Origin of the sequence: Streptomyces sp. NPDC008001, assembly GCF_042958085.1 — a bacterium.
In the GTDB taxonomy this organism is placed as follows: Bacteria; Actinomycetota; Actinomycetes; order Streptomycetales; family Streptomycetaceae; genus Streptomyces.
The window spans coordinates 1-15,974 of sequence record NZ_JBIBIZ010000005.1; the positions used below are offsets into that span (position 1 = coordinate 1).

Annotated in this window: 27 protein-coding genes; 5 read left to right on the forward strand and 22 right to left on the reverse strand. The window is 68.6% G+C overall.

The genetic code is table 11. The annotated features are described in order from the left end of the window. Positions 1-94 precede the first annotated feature (94 nt). The 18 genes from ssb to ACFZCD_RS14165 form a co-directional block, all read right to left on the reverse strand. Complete coding sequence (gene ssb / locus ACFZCD_RS14080; RefSeq protein ID WP_391830400.1) at positions 95-535, reverse strand: single-stranded DNA-binding protein; 441 nt, start codon at positions 533-535, stop codon at positions 95-97. Positions 536-556: 21 nt separating this feature from the next. Beyond that, positions 557-847 carry a hypothetical protein gene (locus tag ACFZCD_RS14085; protein ID WP_391830402.1) on the reverse strand — a complete coding sequence of 97 codons (291 nt, stop codon included), beginning with the start codon at positions 845-847 and terminating at the stop codon, positions 557-559. 25 nt (positions 848-872) lie between these two features. Continuing rightward, on the reverse strand, positions 873-1,172 hold the full coding sequence (locus ACFZCD_RS14090) for a hypothetical protein (RefSeq protein ID WP_391830404.1): 300 nt from the start codon (positions 1,170-1,172) through the stop codon (positions 873-875). A gap of 10 nt (positions 1,173-1,182) precedes the next feature. Beyond that, entirely contained in the window at positions 1,183-1,440 is a 258-nt protein-coding gene (locus ACFZCD_RS14095) for a hypothetical protein (protein ID WP_391830406.1), read from the reverse strand. Beyond that, positions 1,437-1,661 (reverse strand): hypothetical protein, encoded by a 225-nt coding sequence (locus tag ACFZCD_RS14100; RefSeq protein ID WP_391830408.1) that lies wholly within the window; start codon positions 1,659-1,661, stop codon positions 1,437-1,439. The genes ACFZCD_RS14095 and ACFZCD_RS14100 overlap by 4 nt, the downstream gene beginning before the upstream one ends. 17 nt (positions 1,662-1,678) lie before the next feature. Beyond that, a complete protein-coding gene (locus ACFZCD_RS14105; RefSeq protein WP_391830410.1) occupies positions 1,679-1,867 on the reverse strand; it encodes a hypothetical protein in 189 nt (62 codons plus the stop codon). 4 nt (positions 1,868-1,871) lie between these two features. Beyond that, positions 1,872-2,156, reverse strand: a complete 285-nt coding sequence (locus tag ACFZCD_RS14110) for a hypothetical protein (protein WP_391830412.1) — start codon at positions 2,154-2,156, stop codon at positions 1,872-1,874. A gap of 141 nt (positions 2,157-2,297) precedes the next feature. After that, the gene (locus tag ACFZCD_RS14115; protein WP_391830414.1) at positions 2,298-4,478 is read right to left on the reverse strand and encodes a cell division protein FtsK; all 2,181 of its coding nucleotides are present in this window, start codon (positions 4,476-4,478) and stop codon (positions 2,298-2,300) included. A 92-nt stretch (positions 4,479-4,570) separates the two neighbouring features. Next, on the reverse strand, positions 4,571-5,107 hold the full coding sequence (locus ACFZCD_RS14120; protein WP_391830415.1) for a hypothetical protein: 537 nt from the start codon (positions 5,105-5,107) through the stop codon (positions 4,571-4,573). Positions 5,108-5,261: 154 nt separating this feature from the next. Further along, a complete protein-coding gene (locus ACFZCD_RS14125; RefSeq protein ID WP_391830416.1) occupies positions 5,262-5,570 on the reverse strand; it encodes a hypothetical protein in 309 nt (102 codons plus the stop codon). Then, positions 5,570-5,821, reverse strand: a complete 252-nt coding sequence (locus ACFZCD_RS14130; RefSeq protein ID WP_391830417.1) for a hypothetical protein — start codon at positions 5,819-5,821, stop codon at positions 5,570-5,572. The genes ACFZCD_RS14125 and ACFZCD_RS14130 overlap by 1 nt, the downstream gene beginning before the upstream one ends. A gap of 25 nt (positions 5,822-5,846) precedes the next feature. Further along, positions 5,847-6,233: an RRQRL motif-containing zinc-binding protein gene (locus tag ACFZCD_RS14135; RefSeq protein ID WP_391830419.1), complete on the reverse strand. Its 387-nt coding sequence runs from the start codon at positions 6,231-6,233 to the stop codon at positions 5,847-5,849. Then, the gene (locus ACFZCD_RS14140) at positions 6,233-6,475 is read right to left on the reverse strand and encodes a hypothetical protein (RefSeq protein WP_391830421.1); all 243 of its coding nucleotides are present in this window, start codon (positions 6,473-6,475) and stop codon (positions 6,233-6,235) included. The genes ACFZCD_RS14135 and ACFZCD_RS14140 overlap by 1 nt, the downstream gene beginning before the upstream one ends. Next, positions 6,472-7,482: a DUF2637 domain-containing protein gene (locus tag ACFZCD_RS14145; RefSeq protein WP_391830423.1), complete on the reverse strand. Its 1,011-nt coding sequence runs from the start codon at positions 7,480-7,482 to the stop codon at positions 6,472-6,474. Before ACFZCD_RS14145 ends, ACFZCD_RS14140 begins: the two co-directional genes overlap by 4 nt. Next, positions 7,479-7,817 carry a hypothetical protein gene (locus ACFZCD_RS14150; protein ID WP_391830425.1) on the reverse strand — a complete coding sequence of 113 codons (339 nt, stop codon included), beginning with the start codon at positions 7,815-7,817 and terminating at the stop codon, positions 7,479-7,481. The genes ACFZCD_RS14145 and ACFZCD_RS14150 overlap by 4 nt, the downstream gene beginning before the upstream one ends. Beyond that, positions 7,814-8,023: a hypothetical protein gene (locus tag ACFZCD_RS14155; RefSeq protein WP_391830427.1), complete on the reverse strand. Its 210-nt coding sequence runs from the start codon at positions 8,021-8,023 to the stop codon at positions 7,814-7,816. Before ACFZCD_RS14155 ends, ACFZCD_RS14150 begins: the two co-directional genes overlap by 4 nt. Then, positions 8,020-8,679: a GGDEF domain-containing protein gene (locus ACFZCD_RS14160; RefSeq protein ID WP_391830428.1), complete on the reverse strand. Its 660-nt coding sequence runs from the start codon at positions 8,677-8,679 to the stop codon at positions 8,020-8,022. The genes ACFZCD_RS14155 and ACFZCD_RS14160 overlap by 4 nt, the downstream gene beginning before the upstream one ends. Then, on the reverse strand, positions 8,679-8,948 hold the full coding sequence (locus ACFZCD_RS14165; RefSeq protein WP_391830430.1) for a DUF6284 family protein: 270 nt from the start codon (positions 8,946-8,948) through the stop codon (positions 8,679-8,681). Before ACFZCD_RS14165 ends, ACFZCD_RS14160 begins: the two co-directional genes overlap by 1 nt. A gap of 534 nt (positions 8,949-9,482) precedes the next feature. Between ACFZCD_RS14165 and ACFZCD_RS14170 the strand changes: the two genes are divergently transcribed. The 4 genes from ACFZCD_RS14170 to ACFZCD_RS14185 all read left to right on the forward strand — a co-directional run bounded on the left by ACFZCD_RS14170 (position 9,483) and on the right by ACFZCD_RS14185 (position 12,518). Further along, on the forward strand, positions 9,483-9,842 hold the full coding sequence (locus ACFZCD_RS14170) for a GntR family transcriptional regulator (RefSeq protein ID WP_391830432.1): 360 nt from the start codon (positions 9,483-9,485) through the stop codon (positions 9,840-9,842). Between the two features lie 248 nt (positions 9,843-10,090). Continuing rightward, positions 10,091-11,098 (forward strand): AAA family ATPase, encoded by a 1,008-nt coding sequence (locus ACFZCD_RS14175; RefSeq protein ID WP_391830434.1) that lies wholly within the window; start codon positions 10,091-10,093, stop codon positions 11,096-11,098. Further along, positions 11,098-11,682 (forward strand): guanylate kinase, encoded by a 585-nt coding sequence (locus ACFZCD_RS14180; RefSeq protein WP_391830436.1) that lies wholly within the window; start codon positions 11,098-11,100, stop codon positions 11,680-11,682. Before ACFZCD_RS14175 ends, ACFZCD_RS14180 begins: the two co-directional genes overlap by 1 nt. Next, on the forward strand, positions 11,679-12,518 hold the full coding sequence (locus ACFZCD_RS14185; protein WP_391830437.1) for a DUF1932 domain-containing protein: 840 nt from the start codon (positions 11,679-11,681) through the stop codon (positions 12,516-12,518). Before ACFZCD_RS14180 ends, ACFZCD_RS14185 begins: the two co-directional genes overlap by 4 nt. Here the strand turns inward: ACFZCD_RS14185 and ACFZCD_RS14190 are convergent. The 4 genes from ACFZCD_RS14190 to ACFZCD_RS14205 all read right to left on the reverse strand — a co-directional run bounded on the left by ACFZCD_RS14190 (position 12,515) and on the right by ACFZCD_RS14205 (position 15,016). Continuing rightward, positions 12,515-13,162 carry an HAD family hydrolase gene (locus ACFZCD_RS14190; RefSeq protein WP_391831283.1) on the reverse strand — a complete coding sequence of 216 codons (648 nt, stop codon included), beginning with the start codon at positions 13,160-13,162 and terminating at the stop codon, positions 12,515-12,517. The genes ACFZCD_RS14185 and ACFZCD_RS14190 overlap by 4 nt on opposite strands. A gap of 201 nt (positions 13,163-13,363) precedes the next feature. Beyond that, positions 13,364-13,585, reverse strand: coding sequence for a hypothetical protein (locus ACFZCD_RS14195; RefSeq protein ID WP_391830439.1), 222 nt, complete (start codon positions 13,583-13,585; stop codon positions 13,364-13,366). Between the two features lie 3 nt (positions 13,586-13,588). Beyond that, positions 13,589-13,981 carry a carboxymuconolactone decarboxylase family protein gene (locus ACFZCD_RS14200; protein WP_391830441.1) on the reverse strand — a complete coding sequence of 131 codons (393 nt, stop codon included), beginning with the start codon at positions 13,979-13,981 and terminating at the stop codon, positions 13,589-13,591. Positions 13,982-14,056: 75 nt separating this feature from the next. Beyond that, positions 14,057-15,016 (reverse strand): LysR family transcriptional regulator, encoded by a 960-nt coding sequence (locus ACFZCD_RS14205; RefSeq protein ID WP_391830443.1) that lies wholly within the window; start codon positions 15,014-15,016, stop codon positions 14,057-14,059. 207 nt (positions 15,017-15,223) lie between these two features. Here ACFZCD_RS14205 and snpA point away from each other — a divergent pair, with 207 nt between their 5' ends. Beyond that, a complete protein-coding gene (gene snpA, locus ACFZCD_RS14210; protein ID WP_391830445.1) occupies positions 15,224-15,892 on the forward strand; it encodes a snapalysin in 669 nt (222 codons plus the stop codon). Positions 15,893-15,974: the final 82 nt, after the last annotated feature.

The window sequence follows — 15,974 nt, forward strand, 5'->3', positions numbered from 1 at the left end:
CGAGCGACGCGCTGACCTCCATCAGGGCCTGCTCGAACTCGCCTGCAGCATCATCTGCCTCCGACGGCTCCGGGCGGCATTCTGAAACGATCAGTTAGAACGGGGGCTTCTCACCGGCCTGCGGATCCGTCGACCACGGGTCGTCCGAGGGCACGGCCGGTTTGGTGGCGGTCTTGCTGTTGATGGCGACGGTGGTGAAGCGCAGGGACGCGCCGATGTCGTCGACTTCGACGGCGAGCATCGAGCGGTTCTCGCCCTCGGGGGTCTGCCAGTCGTGCTGGCGGATCCGGCCGGACAGCACCACCCGTGAGCCCTTGGTCAGGGACTCAGCGACGTGTTCGGCCAGGGAGCGCCAGGCGGCGCAGCGGAAGAAGGTGGACTTGCCGTCCTTCCACTGGTTCGTTTCGCGGTCGAAGGTGCGCGGGGTGGAGGCGACGGTGAACTTCGCGAGCGGGGCGCCGGCGTCGGTGAACTTCAGTTCCGGGTCAGCGGTGAGGTTGCCGATGATGGTGATCGGGGTTTCTCCGAACGACATGCTGATCTCCTCAGGGTGGGGTCAGTCGGTGGTCCGGGGCGCCAGGACGGCGCCGTCGGTGAGCTCGAACTCCACGGCCGCCAGGGACAGCAGCACCGTGTAGAGGTAGCTCGCGCGCTCGTGGTCGGTCTCGGCCGACAGCAGGGCATCAACCCTGGCCGTGACCCTCCCCAGCGGGGTGTCCGAGGTGGGGATGGGCAGGGCGTCGTGCCCGTCATCCGGGTGCTGATCGTGCCTCCACCATCCGCCATAGGGGCAGTCGATCCAGCAGATCAGCGTGCGACAGATCAGGCACCGCGCGATGGGGGACATGCGGACTCCTCGTGATCAGGTGCGGTCAGAACGGCGGTTCGTCGCTGTAGCCGGCGGGGCCCCACGGGTCGCGGACGGCGTGGCGGCGCGAGAGGAAGCGGGGCCGGTGCAGGCGCGGCAGGGGCAGCACGGTCCACGAGCGGTTCTCGACCCAGCAGTCGCAGGGCTCCCAGTCGGTGCCCGCGTACTCGCCGGTCTCGGGGTCGCCGTAGTCGCGGGCGAAACCGCCGTCCCCGTCGCAGCCGGGGCAGTGGGGGTTGGGGGTCTCAGTGAGGATCAGCGCCGGGTGGGGCCAGGTGGTGCGGCGGATGCGAAGTCGGGGCATCGGTCTCCCTTCAGGCGGCGCGGCCTCGGTCGGGCCGGTGGGTGTGGAGCTGGATGACCGGGGCGAGCTCCTGATGCGGATGGGGGTGGGGTTCGCCCGGGGACGGAGGGACCGGGGCGGGCGTGGGCGGAGTGGGGCGGAAGGCGGCGATGGCGGCCGCGGCGGCTTCGTCGTGGCGGCGGGACTGGCGGTGTCCGAACAGGCAGATCGGGCCGAGGATCAGGCCGGGGCCGAGGAGGACGCCAGCGGCCAGGAGGTCGGGGTTCACGGGCGTAGCTCCCTCATGGTGTGGAGGAGATCGGCGGCGGTTGCGCCGAGGTGGGCGAGGCGGTTCTCGATGGCCTGCCAGGATTCGGCGTCGATGCTCATCAGCGCGCTGATGGCCGTGGGCACGTCGCCGCAGGCGTGGGCGGCCAGGGCGTCGCGGAGGTTGCCTGCGGCCATGAGGCTGATGGCGCCGGGCGGCGGAGTGGCGTTGGATGCGGGCATGGAGACCTCTCCTCGGGTCAGAGGTTGCCCAGGGCGTTGACGACGGCGGCGGTCAGCTGGTTGACGGGCCCGGCGGCGCCGGTGGAAGCGAGGTAGAAGCCGAACATGGCGGCCACGAACGCGGAGCCGTAGCCGAGGGACTTCGAGCGGAGCAGGAAGAACAGGACCAGGCCGGTCAAGAACACGAGCGAGACGGTCACGGCCATCGGGTCATCCCTTCGGGAGGGTGCGGCGGGCGGTGGGGGTGTCGGAGCCTTGGCGGTAGATGCGGGACCACACGTTCCACAGGCGGCGGCCCAGACGGATGCGTTTGCCGTGTCCGTCGCAGCGGCGGCAGTGCTTGCCGCGTTTGGGCCTGCCCTTGCGATCGGTGGTGAGCTGGTAGCCGAAGCCACGGCACTTGCGGCAGTTGCCGAACGGGCTGCCCGCACACAGGGATACATAACCGAGAGTGACGATGGTCAGGCAGGCACTAGCGAGGAGGATGAGAGTCATGGAGTGCCTTCCGGGCGGGGATTCCGCCGTTCTCGCAGGTGGGATGCTAGGTGCGAGGTTGCTGATCAGAACGACTTTGGGATGCTAGCGGGGGTGCTAGGTCTAGTAGCGGTGGCCGCTAGACCTAGCACCGCTGCGGGGTCAGCCCCGGGACCGCTTTCCGTCACGCTTAGTGATTGCGTTGCTGATGTCTGCGCGGGCGATACCGCGGCGGGTGGTGCCCTTGCCCTGCTCGGTGGTGCCCCAGACGTCCTGGGCGCTGATCCCGTGGGGGCGCAGGTTGGTGGTGACGGTCTCGGCTTTCCAGCCGCCGTAGATCTCGGGGCGGAGGGTGGCGAGGCGGGCGGCGATCTTCTCGTTCCAGATCTTGTCTTCGTCGGCTGCGACGACCTGGAGGATGTCCGCGAGGAGGTCGAAGGCAGCCTCGGCGCCGGCGGGTTGCTGGCCGATGGCGTGGCCGGTGACGTTGCCGTACTCCTCGCGCATCTTCCGCGCCCGGGCCACGACCGTCTCCGCGCCGACGGCATCCACGAACGCGGAAGCGACGATGCGCGGGTCGTCGCCTTCGCCGGCCATCCAGCAGATCCCGCGGTCGGTGCGGGAGAACATCGTCGCCCGGTACCCGGCCTTGTGCATGCCGGTGCCCAGCACCATGTCATTGGCCTGATGGCCCATGACCTTCAGGCAGAAGCGCAGCACCGCGTTGGCGGAGATGCCGGACGGCAGCGACTTGGCGTCCGGGCGCTGGGTACCGAACATGCCCACGATGCCCAGTGCGGGACCGCGCTTGGTGATGTCGACACAGATCTCCTCCAGCTCCGCGCCGTACTTCTCGTGCTCGAAGGGGACCTGACATTCATCGAACCCAGCAACGATCGGGTGCAGCCGCAGCGACTTGTCGTTCGCCAACTCAGGAGTGACCTTCGACTCCGGGCAGCGCGAGCGGGGCAGGGACTTGATGACCTTCGCCCGGCGGCGCAGCTCCTTGCGCAGCTCCCGCAGGGACTCCAGGACGTAGAGGACATCCTCATCCTCATCACCTGCACGGTAGCGGTGGCAAACCGGCTCCAGGGCGCCGAAGTCGCCGGTTCCCTTGAAGTCGAACGCATACAGCTCGGCGCGCGGGTCGAGGGCGGCGATGAGCAGGAACAGACGCATCAGGAACGTCTTGCCCATGCGCGGGATGGAGCCGACGACCACGGAGGCGAACATCAGCGTCACGGCCACGTCCCGCATGCGCTGGTCGTTGCCGAAGACGACCGGCTTGAACAGGTCCACCTGCCCGGACTTCAGCAGCGGCCACGCCGGCTTCTTCGTCTCGTTCATGGGCCGGTCGCCCACCCACAGGATCAGGCGCCCTTCGTGCTCTTCCGGGTCGGGGGCCGGCCACACGCAGCCGACCTTGCGCCGCAGCCCGGAGGCCAGGGCCTTGCGGGACTCCATGATGTCCTCCGGGGTCACACCCCAGGGCAGATCCAGATCGGCGCGGTAGCCGGGCCCGTCGCGGGTGATCTCGGAAGTGAAGGACAGCCCGTTCATGTCGCCGCCCTTCTTGATGGCGGCCGACAGCTTGGCGTTACCGATGTTGTCCAACGCGCGCAGCACGATCGGACCCGTGAGCTTCTGCAGTTCACTCTTCACCACCGCAGGCCCGATCACCGGTTGATCCGCCGGAGTCCCCCGGAAGCCGCACACCAGCACCGCGGCCGAGGCGAACACGGCCAGCCAGGCCGGGGCCAAGACGTACAGGGTCAAGGCGAACGCGGCACCGAAGACGATGCCGACGATGGTCACCAGGACCCGTAGCCGTACTCGCCGGTCGCGTTGACGGGTGAGTTTCAGGTACTCGCCGGTGTTCTCGTGGAAGACCTCGTAGGCGCGCAGCGGGGCGGCCTCGGCATCCCAGACCCAGCGGTTCGTCTCCCGCACCATGCGGGCCGCGCCGCGGGGGGCGTGGATGCCGAATTGCAGCACGTACCAGGGGGTGCGGATGCCGTGGAAGGCGGTTGCGTACAGCGCGTTGCCTGAGGCCCGCTGAAGGGTGGAGGCGAAGTCCCGCTTGGACAGCAGCCAGCCCGGCAGGATCGGCTTGCGCTTGAACGTGGTGATCCCCGGTGAGGGCAGGTCCGGCGGGTCCACCGGCCGCGGCCGCCGCGTCTCCTCCTCGCTCTCGTCGTCCGGCTCGACCGGCCCGGCAGGCGCCGGCTCCTCGGCCGGCGCAGGTGTGGGCGGGGCGAGACGCTTGGTGGTGATGTCGACGACTTCCGCCGTCTTCTCCTCCGGCGCCTCAACAGGAGGGCCGGAGACGTCTATCTCCGTCACGATGGAACTGCTCCTTGAAGTGGGAGTCAGGGGCCCGGACGGCGCTTTGGACGGCCGACCGTCCGGGCCCGGCTGAGCGAAGGCTGTGCAGGTCAGGCGAGGCGGGCGGCGAGACGTTCGAGGGCGCGGGCCTGTTCCTCATCGCGCGCAATCGCGCGGTTGGCGGCCCTGGCCTCGCGTCGGCTGAACCGCTCGACGCCGTAGTTGCTGCGGATCTGCGCAAGCCGCGCGGCGCGGGAGCCGGGGGCGGAGAGCTGAACGGCGTGCACCAGCTCGTGCACCAACGTCACGTTCACCTCCCCCAGACCGCCCCTGTGCGCTTCGGCGTTGACCAGCAACAGCAGCCCATCGCGGCTCACTGACAGGCGGCCGAACAGCGGCTTGGCCGGCCTGTGCAGGTAACCGGCCAGCACCCGCCCCAGGGTGCTGGGCAGGCCCACGCTCTCGCGCTCAGCACGCTCGGCCAGGGCCCATACGCCGTGGGTGTCGGTGACGGCGACGGTCAGCGGCTCACGGACACAGGCGCGCATCTCGCGCTCAACTAGGCGCTTGGCCTGCTCGGCGACGGTCTCGACGTGCCTGACGGTGCGGCGACCGGACCAGCCGATCCGGTCTGTGGTGATCCTCATGGATGTCCTCCAGCTCACGCGGTAGCCGGGACGGAGCAGGCGCAGGTCACGCCCGCTCCCAGCGATGTGCGGATGCAGCACCGAGACCCCACCCGGCGTGTGCTGCACACCGGAACAGGCTCCGGCGGCGGTTCCGAGGTGGTGCGAAGAGCGATCACAGGGACCGCGGGAGCCGGTGTTCGGGGTGCGCGGCCGCGGCCTCCTGCCAGCGCCGTTGCTCCGCCGCATCCACCCCGGTCGTGCGAATCCGGAAGGTGCAGCCCGGCGCCGTGCACCGGTGCGTGGTGACGCTCAAGACCTCAGCGAGGTGCAGCATGGTGGACGCGATGGTCCCGGCCACCGGCAGGACGCAGACGGCCGTCAGGTCCCAGGGCAGCCCGTACGGGCGGATCCGCTCCCAGATCACCGCAGCCGCAGCTGCGCCCATCCCCAGGGCGATGGCCACGCGTATGCGCCGGGCCATCACTGGCCCATCTCCGTGGCGAGGGTGTTGGGCTCCAGAGCGAAGAAGAGGATCACGATCGGTTCGCCGAACTCGGCGAACAGCGGCTTCATGATGTGGTCCAGGCACTCGGCGCGGGTCGCGCCGCTCTGAACGTGGATGACACCGCTACGGGTGTTCATCAGCCCGCGGGGGGTCTGAATGGTGACGATGAAGTGGTACGCGGTCGTAGCCTGCGTACCGGTGAGCATGGGTGCGGTCGAGCTGGACACGGTCTCTCCTTCAGAGAAGTGGCGTTCAGGCGGCGCGCTGTTCTTCGGGATAGGCGCAGGTCACGCACTCCCCGAGCGAGGCGGGGATGCAGTAGCCAGCGTCCTGACAGCAGGTGGGGCAGGTGCGGCGGGCGAGCATCGCCGCTGCCAGTGCTGCGGCCCGGCCCGGGGTCATCGGGCGTACGGGCCGGGCAAGGTCGATGCGGTAGAGGTAGGCGATCTGCGCCCCGCTCTTGCGGTGACGGGAGCTGAACATCACCTGTGCGGCGATGGGCTGCCCGCCCGGACGCAGGCCGCGGGCACGGAGCTGTCGGCGAGTGGCCAGCCCGTCCGGGGCCAGACGCCAGGGGTACGTGGGTATCCCGTGCCTGGCCCCGGTCGGGTCGTAGCAGTCGCCGAAGGCGGCGGACATCAGCCGAGGCGGTGGTAGGCGGCCCGGCACTCGCTAGCGTGGCCGTTGGCCTTCCTGCGGGTGAAGAGGAGGAGGTCCTCCTTCGGCATGTCGGAGACGACGCCGCAGCCGTGGCAGATCCAGCGCGTGGGCTCGCCATAACCGCGGCCGCCGGTGACGTCGACCGCGGCCCCGACGAGGTTGTGCAGGCGGATGAGCAGATCGGCCGGCTCCACCGGCATCGTGTGGGGCGAGAGCTTCACGAGACGGCTCCTTGGAGAACCTTGGGCGTCGGGGTGGGGGCATCGCGCAGGTCCTGGTAGCGGGAGGTGACCCAGCCCGTCGACCAGCCGGTCAGCTCAGCCGCGGCCCGTACGGACAGGCCGGCGTCGAACGCCGCACGGACAGTCGCGCGAGCGCGGTCCTCCGGGAGCTTCTTGGTGGCCGGGCCTGCGGCGAGTAGGGCGGCCCGTTCACGCTCGGCGCGCTCGGCGCGTTCCTGGCGTTCACGGCGTTCTTGCTCAGCAAGCCGACGGGCGTCGCGTTCGCGGGCCTCGACGGCCTGGCGTTCACGCTGTTCACGCTCCCGCTGCTGCTGTTCACGCTCGCGTTCACGGCGTTCAGCCTCGGCCCGCTCCAGCCGCTCCCGGGCCTCAGCGCGCTCTTGGTCCTCGCGCCGTACCCGCTCCTGCCGTTCAGCTTCCTCCCGGGCAAGCCGGGCCTCATGTTCACGCTGTTCACGAGCAAGACGGGCCTCATGTTCACGCGCCTCCCGCGCCCGGCGCGCAGCATCCTCCTCCCAATCGACGGCCGCCTGCTCACGCGCCTCACGCTCGGCACGTTCCTCGGCCTTCAGAGCCGCCACAGCAGCAGCAATGGCACGCCGGTAGGCCAGACCGGTCTCCGCGGTCACGATGAGCAGGAGCGGCGCCACCCCGTGAACAGCCACACCGACCGCGTCATGGTGCAAGGCAGAGTCGCCGACGTTCAGAGCAAGCGTCATGGCGCCCGTCATCCACCGCAGCGCGACCGGCCAGCCGCCACCGCGCCCACCAAGCCGCGCTAGGACCGAGTCCAGACGGACCACAATCACCACCGCGGCATCCACCACCAGCGGCAGGATCGGCGCCGTCCACACCCACGCCCTGGGGGTATGCGCGGCCATCAGCGGCGTCACGGTCAGGACCGAGTAGAGCATGGACCCACCGACGATCAACCACATGCCCACCGACAGCGCACGCTCCGCTGAACGCACCTGAACACCGTTCACGGCGCCACCCCCTGCCGTGAACACGCCGTGGCGGGGGCGGCGATCTCGGCGTAGCCGACCAGCTCTACCCGGGCGCCCGCGTAGTCGCTCTCCACCCGCAGGACGCGCGTGGAGCCAGCGGACTGCTCGTGGTAGCTCACCGTCTCGGCAGCCATTCCGAGGGCTTCGCGCCACGCCTCGAACCCGGCGAGGTCATCGTGGAAGGACAGCTCCAGCAGGTCCGGGTAGATCGTGGACACCGACACACACGGTGCCGGCAGGTGGGCGAAGTCCGCACCGAACAGCCGCAGAACGACCAGCGGCGCCCGGAGGTCGCCCAAAGACAGCGTGCTCATGACTCCCCCTTCCCCATGGCAAGGGGACCGGCCAGGGCCTCAACGGCGGCGAGCGCGGCGTCGTCCACGACGGCCGGGCGGGTGAAGTCGTCGCGGATCAGGTGCGGGTCGAGCTCAAGGAACTGGTGCCGCTGCTCCGCCAGCAGCCCCGCCCGGTAGCGGAGCGGGTGAAGTCGGCGGTAGAGCCGGTGCCGCAGGGCGGTCATCGCGCACCTCCGGGAAGAGGAGTCGTGCCGGGGCGGCCGGTGCGCCGGCCGTTGGTGGTCGTCATCTCCGGGATCGGCCCGTCGGCGATCCGCCACCCGCCGCCCTCCCGCTTGGCCGCGTACATCGCCTCATCCGCCCTGCGCAGAGCGGTACTGAGATCGATCCGCGGCAAGCAGGTGTGGGTGTACGCGCCGATCGACGCCCCCACGGGAAGCGTCGTCTCCCGGAAGGGCACCGGTTGACTCAAGGAGGCTTCCAGGGCGCGCAGGTGGCGCGGCAGGTACGCGGCCGACTCGGTGAAGGCGGTGGCGGCGAATTCGTCCCCGCCCAACCGGGCGGCGGTGCCGTCCAAGTCTGCAGCCCACCGTCGCAGCCGCCCCGCGACCGCGACCAGCACCGCGTCCCCGGCCGCGTGGCCGTGGCGGTCATTGACAGCTTTGAAGCCGTCCAGGTCCACCACCAGCATGGCCACGCGCTCCAGGCGGCGCAGGTCACGGCGGGCGAAGTGCGTGAACAGCTCACGGGCCGGCAAGCCGGTCAGCGCGTCCATCCGCGCCCGGGCCAGACGCCGGCGCATCCACAGCGTGTGCACCGACCACCCAGCCACCAGCGGGCCCGCCGTCACACCAGCCGCCAGCACGTCGAAGGCATCCATCAGGCCGCCTCCGATCCCGCGGCAGCGCGGCTCGTCAGCCACCGGAGGATCTCGTCCAGCACCCGCCGCTCGGCCCGGCGTAGACGCTTCACGTCCACGCCCGACAGGGGACGGTCGAGCAGGGCAATCTCGACGTCGAGCAGGGCGATTTCCGCCTCGATCAGCGGCATCTCCCGTTCGATGGCCTGCAGGTCGGCGTCGGTCGGCTCCCGATCCGACGGCGGTAAGGCTCCCGCCACACGGGCGGGATCCGGAAAGATGGGGTTCACGGGGTCGTGCTCCCTTCAGCAGGAACGGCCCTCGGCGGTCCCGGTGCTGTCACACCGGGACCGCGCCGTTGTTTGAGTGGCTACTCGTCAGCACGAGCGGCCACGACCTCCCGACACCACAGCGGGGGTGTCGGGGATCGTGAGCACTGGTGCTCAGCACGGGCGTCAGGGCCCGCGACGGTTCCGAGGCATTGCGATCACTCATGCCAGTCACCGCCCAATGGGCGGATCCGGGCAGGTCACCCGGCCCGACATGGGCGGTCGGGGTGGTGACCCGCACCCATCGACCACACGTGTGCATGTGGCTGGGTCGGCACTCTGTTGAGTTCTTGGCAGCGCTGTGTCCGGGCCGTGCTTCCGGGCGCTGTGAGCACAAGCTGTTCGACGGACCTTTGTGAGCGACCGCTTCACTGGCTCTGCCTCAGAGTGCACTGTGAGGCAGAGTGCGTCAACCCCTTGGTGGAACAAGGCGCAACGTGGGGTGGTTCTCCCTCTGCCGCTTAGGCACTATGAGACAGAGATCGAGATGGAGGCATGGAGCTGATGGTCGAATGGACCGGTACGCCCGCGTATCAGCAGGTAGCCGATGCGCTGCGACGTCGCATCGCTGCCGGCGAGTTCGACAGCGGCGGGGGTCAGCTGCCATCCCTCGCGGAGTTGCAGGCCGAGTTTGAGATCACGATCACCGTGGCGCGAGGCGCCATCGGCGTCCTGAAGGCCGAGGGGCTCGTGGTTAGCCACCAGGGCAAGGGCGCTTTCCTGAGTGCAGGTGCTGCGGACCGCGCCCGGAAGACCGACCCCCAAGCCGCAGTTGACGAGCTGCGGCATGAGGTTTCTGAACTCCGGCGCGAAGTCGCAGAGCTGCGGGCGCAAGTGACGGAGTTGGGTAGATGACGCCCGGCGGCCGGACCGAGCACCCTGCGTCGGCGGCCAGCCGGATCCTGCTGTGTCGCATTGAGCACCTCCGTGATCGGACGTACAGCAAGTTCACCGCAGGGCCCCAGAAACGGGTATCACGCCCTCTTACCTGACATGCTCTGGACGTTTTTATACGTCCGCTTACACATCCTCTATCACTGCTTTTCATGCACGTCGTACGATCGCTACACTCCCGACCGGACCAGGCATCTAGGAGGGGAAGGATGGCTCGACAGCGCGCCGATTGGAATCCTGCTCTATTACGCGAGCAGCGAGAAAAGCATGGCCTCACACTAGAGGAGACCGGGGAGAAGCTGCGCGAAATCGCCGAGCGGCACGGCTTCAATATTGCGGCCAACTTCCAAACGGTATGGGGGCACGAGAACAGCATCTACCCCGGCCCTCACTACCGTAGGGCTTATTGCCTCCTCTACGGGCGAAATGAGGCCGAACTCGGCTTCCGTCGAGCCCTCCCCAGTGAGGACTCTGAGGTGAAAGCAGCTCCCGCCCTGCCCGACCAGCGACACCCCGATCAATCGGAAGCGGTTCGCGCGGCGTTGGGCAGCATCCGCGAGGGTACAGACGATGTCAGCGGCGACGACCTACGCAGTCGCCTCCTCGGGGCGTGGCGCTCGCACTCCGAGTGGAGCACCGATCAAACCCCTGCAGTCGTGCTTGTGGGAGGCTACGCCGGATCCGGGAAGTCGGAATTCGCGAAATTCCTTGGCAGTCTCACGGGTTGGCCGATCCTAGACAAAGACTCGCTTACGCGACCGCTGGTCGACCGGCTCTTGGTTGCCCTTGGAGGCGAAGCAAACGATAGAAGCTCGGAACTCTACAGGGAGCAAATCCGGCCGCTGGAATATCGTTGCCTCATGGAGGCCGCATGGGATAACGTGGATTGCGGAATCTCCACGATTCTGGACGCGCCCTTTACTCTCGAATTCTCGCAATCCTCCTGGATGCAACGGTTCTACAACCGCTGCAAGGCGAAGAGGGTTTCCGTCGCAAGCATATGGGTGGAATGCGACCCGGATTCCATGCGGGAGTACATCGAATTCCGGGGCGCAGCTCGCGACAGTTGGAAGATCGAGGCGTGGGAGGAGTACCTGGCCACGATTGACCTGGAGATGCGCCCTCAGGGCCCCCACTTTGTAGTGGATAACCGCTTGGGTGCAGCCATCGCCATGGCCGATCAAGCCCGTGACGTGCTAAGCGGGGGTGGGCTGTGATGCCTGCAGGTGTCATTCTGTACGGGCCTCCCGGAGCGGGGAAGGACACGGTCACCGCCCAGCTGAGCCACCATCGCCCCGAATATGCGCTCTTCGAGCGCCTGAAAGCAGGGCCGGGCCGTACGGCCGGCTACCGGCTCACGTCCATCGACCACATCGAAGAGATGGACCGGGCAGGGGAGATCCTCTACCGCAACACCCGCTACCAGGCTGAGTACGCCATCGACCGAGGCGGCCTCTCTGCCCTCGTGGACGCTGGCCGGACGCCAGTCCTACACATGGGGCAAATGACCGGAGCGCGGGCGGTAGCGGCCTACCCGCTTCACTGGGTGAAGGTACTCCTCTGGTGCCCAGTCGAAACCACGCTGGCTCGCTGCCGCGACCGCGGGGACAAGGATGTAGATACCCGTCTGCAGGTTTGGCACGAGACGCAGCAAGATCTCTTGGACTACCCCGACGACCCGTGGTCGGTGGTGATCGAGACCCACCGACTCAGCCCGGACCAGGCGGCTGGTGTCATCGATAAGGCTGTTGCCGGTAAGACAGAGGAAACCGCACGCGACATTCGGAGGCTGGTCACGTGACAACCCTGGGCATCCTGCATCCCGGCAGCATGGGGGTCGCGGTAGCCGCTCAGGCCAAAGCCGGGGGAGCGGAGGTTCTGTGGTCTCCCGCAGGACGGAGTGCCGCGACCAAAGCTAGGGCCGCCAACGCAGGTTTCACCCCAGCCTCCAGCCTGAGCGAGCTCGTGCAACGCTCCGACGTCATCCTGTCGCTATGCCCGCCGGCCAACGCTGAGGAAGTGGCCGCCTCGGTGGCTGCAGAGGCGTTCTCAGGCATCTACGTGGACGCCAATGCGGTCTCCCCTGCAACCATGGCAATGATCAGCGCCATTTTGAGGCGGACCAACGCACAGCTGGTTGACGGCTCCATCGTCGGCTCCCCACCGTCGACTGCCAAGACCACACGCTTCTATCTGTCCGGTGCTGATGCTGCAGTCCAGGCGGTGGCCCAGCTCTTCGAAGGAACCGCCGTACACGCCTATGTACTGGCGGGCGATATCGGCAAGGCATCCGCGCTCAAACTGTCGTACAGCACGTTCCAGAAGACGAGCCGCGTACTCGCTGCCGTTTCTTATGCCCTAGCCCACGATTGGGGCGTGGAGGAAGACCTACTGGACATCGCTCGGGGGAGGACGGCCAGCTACCTCGCGGAGATTGACTACTTCCCCAAGGTGGCCGCGCGTGCTTGGCGCTGGGCACCGGAGATGCGTGAAGCGGAAAGCGCCCTCGGTGAGACGTGTCTGCCGACGGAATTGGTCGAAGCCGCAGCAGCCGTCATGGAACGCTGGGAGGATGTCAAAGACCTGCCCATGGGCCTCTCTGAGACCCTAACTCGTCTTCACCGCGTCCTGGACTAGGTCCCGCACTCGGCATCCGAGGCCAGCAGATGCGCGATGGCCTCGGATGCGTCCTCGGCGACCCTGTCTGGGCTGCGAGCCCCCGTCGGCCATTGCCGACCGCCGGATACCCATACCGTTCGTAGCCCAGCAGCCCTCCCACCACCGATATCGGTGGTGGGGTTGTCGCCCACCATCCAGCCGGCCAGGGGTAGACCGCATCGTCGGCTAGCTTCCTCGAATATCTCCCTGGATGGCTTCCGCACTCCGACTTCACCGGAGATGCAGAGGGCGTCAAAGGCCCCGAGCAGCCCAGTCTGCTCCAGCTTGGCGCGCTGAATGTCCGCCGCTCCGTTGGTGACCACCACGAGTGCCCAGTCTGCGGCGCGCATCTGGGCAAGGCCCTCCATGACGCCATGCTCAGGACTCACCCGTTCCGCGATACCTGCAACGTACGCCTGCCACAGCTGGGCCGCTGGCTCGGTCAGCCCCAGCTGCTGACGGATCCACTCAAAGTCCTCCGGGTACGCGCGCGCACTCAGAGCCTCGTGCAGTTTCAGCTCAGAAGCATCATCCAGCCCGTGCCGATCCCGGAACTGGCGCAGCCAGCCCGCAAGGGCGTCCTGTCGGCTGATCAGGGTGTTGTCCAAGTCGAAGAGCGCCATCTCCTGCACGGAGAGATCTTAGTTGCGCAGAGGCGCGGCGAGCGTACGGAGGGTGTACGGGTGACGGCACTTCATGACGGCAACGGTTGTGCACGACGGTGACCGCCGAGCGATTCCCACGCACTACGCACATGAGCGTGGTGTGAGGAACCCCCGCTCCGTAAGGGCCTGGGGCGAACTTACAAAGCAGATGTCGGCGGTTCAAATCCGTCTGTGCCCACTCTCACCCCCGGCGTCTCCGTGCAGGCGCGACGCCTGGGCGTCGTAGCCGTCCAGGACGGCTTTCAGCTGTTCCAGCGCCTCCTCGGGGAGCTCCCGGGGAGCCGCTTCGGCCACGTACCGGGCCGCAGCGATCAAGGCCGCGAGTTCGTAGGCGTGCGCCGTCATCCGCAGGACGCCCGGCCGGGCCCATTCGAGCTGCACCGGTCAGTCCTTCGCGGCGAGGTATTCCTTGATCCGGCCGAGTTCCTGGGCGAAGGCGTCGTAGTCCTCCTGCATGCCGTTGAGGTAGGCGCTCCAGCCGAGGCTGTGCTTGGCGTAGTGGACCGCTTCCTGGATCTCCTCCTCCGTGGCGCCGAAGAGCCGGGCGGCCTCGGTGTGGAAGAGCGTGCAGTAGCGGCACTTGGTCTCGGAGTGCAGGGCGATGCCCATGAGCTCCTTGTACTTGTTCGGTATGAGCGTTTCGCCGAGTTCCAGCTTCTTGAAGATCTCCCATTCGTAGTCGAGCAGGTCGTCGGGGATGCCGGCGAAGAAGTGCGGGACGAGGCCCAGCGTCTCCTTGATCTCCGACTCGACCTCTGCGCGGCTGCGTCCTGCCACGGCAGCCACCCCCTTCGGGCGATGAGCGGCTGTCTGCCTTTCTCCTGTATTCCACGATAGGCCCGGAAGGTCCGGTTACGGCAAGGCGGGCAGTCCGCCGTTCCTGTGCAGCCACGACCGGTACGCCGGGTTGGCCCGGGCCAGGGTGCGGTAGGCGTCCGCCAAGTCGCCGAAGAGGGCGTCGAGTTCCGGAGCGGAGAGCGCTCCCGGGCGGGTGGCCAGGGAGAGTTCGGCGGTCAGGGGGTCGCCGTAGAGGGGGCGGTGCACCGTTCCGGGGGCCGCCTCCGCGGTGGGCTGGCAGGCGCGGACCGCCTCGCCCGAGGCGACGAGGTCCGCGGCCGTGGCGGTGTCGCGCACGTGCACCAGGCGCGGGTCGATGCCGGCCGTGGTGAAGGCCCGCTGCAGGGCGGACCACTCGTGGTCGGCGGCCGGGTCCACGATCCAGGCGTCGTCGGCGAGTTCGGCGAGGCCCACCACGGGGTGGGCGGCCGCCGGATGCGCGGCGGACAGGGCGACGAACCGCGGCTCCCGGCTCATCAGGACCCGCTGTTCGACGCCTGGGGGCATGGGCAATGGGAAGCCGTCGGTCTCGTGGACGAAGGCGGCGTCGAGCTGGTTGGTCGCCAGCAGCTGCAGCAACGTCCCTGCGGAGACCTCGACATGGATGGTGATCTCCGTCTCGGGCAGCCGGGCGCGGAGGCGCCGCAGCCAGCCCGTGACCACGCGGCCCCCGAGGCTGCCGACCCGCAGCCGGGCCCCGCCCGCGCCGGCTGCCGCGTCGCGGGCCGCCGCCATCAGCGCGCTCATCTCGGCGATGATGGGCCGCGCCCGGGAGAGCACCGAGTGGCCCAGCGGCGTGGGGCGGCTGCCGGTCTGCCCGCGGGTGAACAGCAGGCCCCCGACGGCGCCTTCGATGCGGCGGAGCTGGGTGGTGAGCGAGGGCTGGGTCATGCCGAGCTGGAGCGCGGCCTTCCGCACGCTTCCCGCATCCGCAATGGCGCAAAGCGCGCGGAGGTGCCTGACCTCGAGCTCCACGGGGGGAGCATAACTGCGCCCCGCACGTCACACCAGGCACAGGGCGGGGCAGGGTAGGTGATTGCCTGGTGTTATGGCCAGTTGGCATCATCCGTATCGCTGATAACTCGTCACACACTCTGCGGGACCAGCAGTTCACCCGATGGACACCCGGCCGGTGTACCCACCACCCGCCCGGAGGTCCTCGGCACGAATGGAGTCCCCCACATGAAACGCTCCACGATGGTGCTGTCGGCGGCGATCGGCCTCGGGCTCGCGGCGGCCATGACGGCGGTCCCCGCGTCCGCCGCCCCGGCGGTCACCGGTCCGCAGCCGGTGACGCAGGCGTCGTACGCCGGCTCGGCGGCCGAGCAGGCCAACAACAAGGCGTTCTTCGACGCCGTGATGAAGTCGGCGCAGGCCAAGACCGCGAAGTCGCCCGGCCTCCGGTCCGTGACGGTCACCTACGACGCCAGCAGAGCGCCCAGCTTCGCCTCCCAGATAGCCGCCAGCGCACAGATCTGGAACAGCTCCGTGCGCAACGTCCAGCTGCGTGCGGGCAGCAACGCCGACTTCAGCTACTACGAGGGCAACGACTCCCGCGGCTCCTACGCCAGCACCGACGGCCACGGGCGCGGCTACATCTTCCTCGACTACCAGCAGAACCAGCAGTACAACTCCACCCGCGTCACCGCGCACGAGACCGGGCACGTCCTCGGCCTGCCGGACCACTACTCGGGTCCGTGCAGCGAGCTGATGTCCGGCGGCGGCCCCGGCCCGTCCTGCCAGAACACGTACCCGAACTCCGCCGAGCGCAGCCGGGTCAACCAGCTCTGGGCCAACGGCCTCTCCGCCTTCGCCAAGGACGACAAGGGGGCGTTCGCCACGGCTCGCTGAGCCGGCTCGTTCCCCCGGCGGCCCGGTTCCCTCGCGGAGCCGGGCCGCCGCCCGTCTCCGGCCCCTCCGCGGTGCTCCCGGC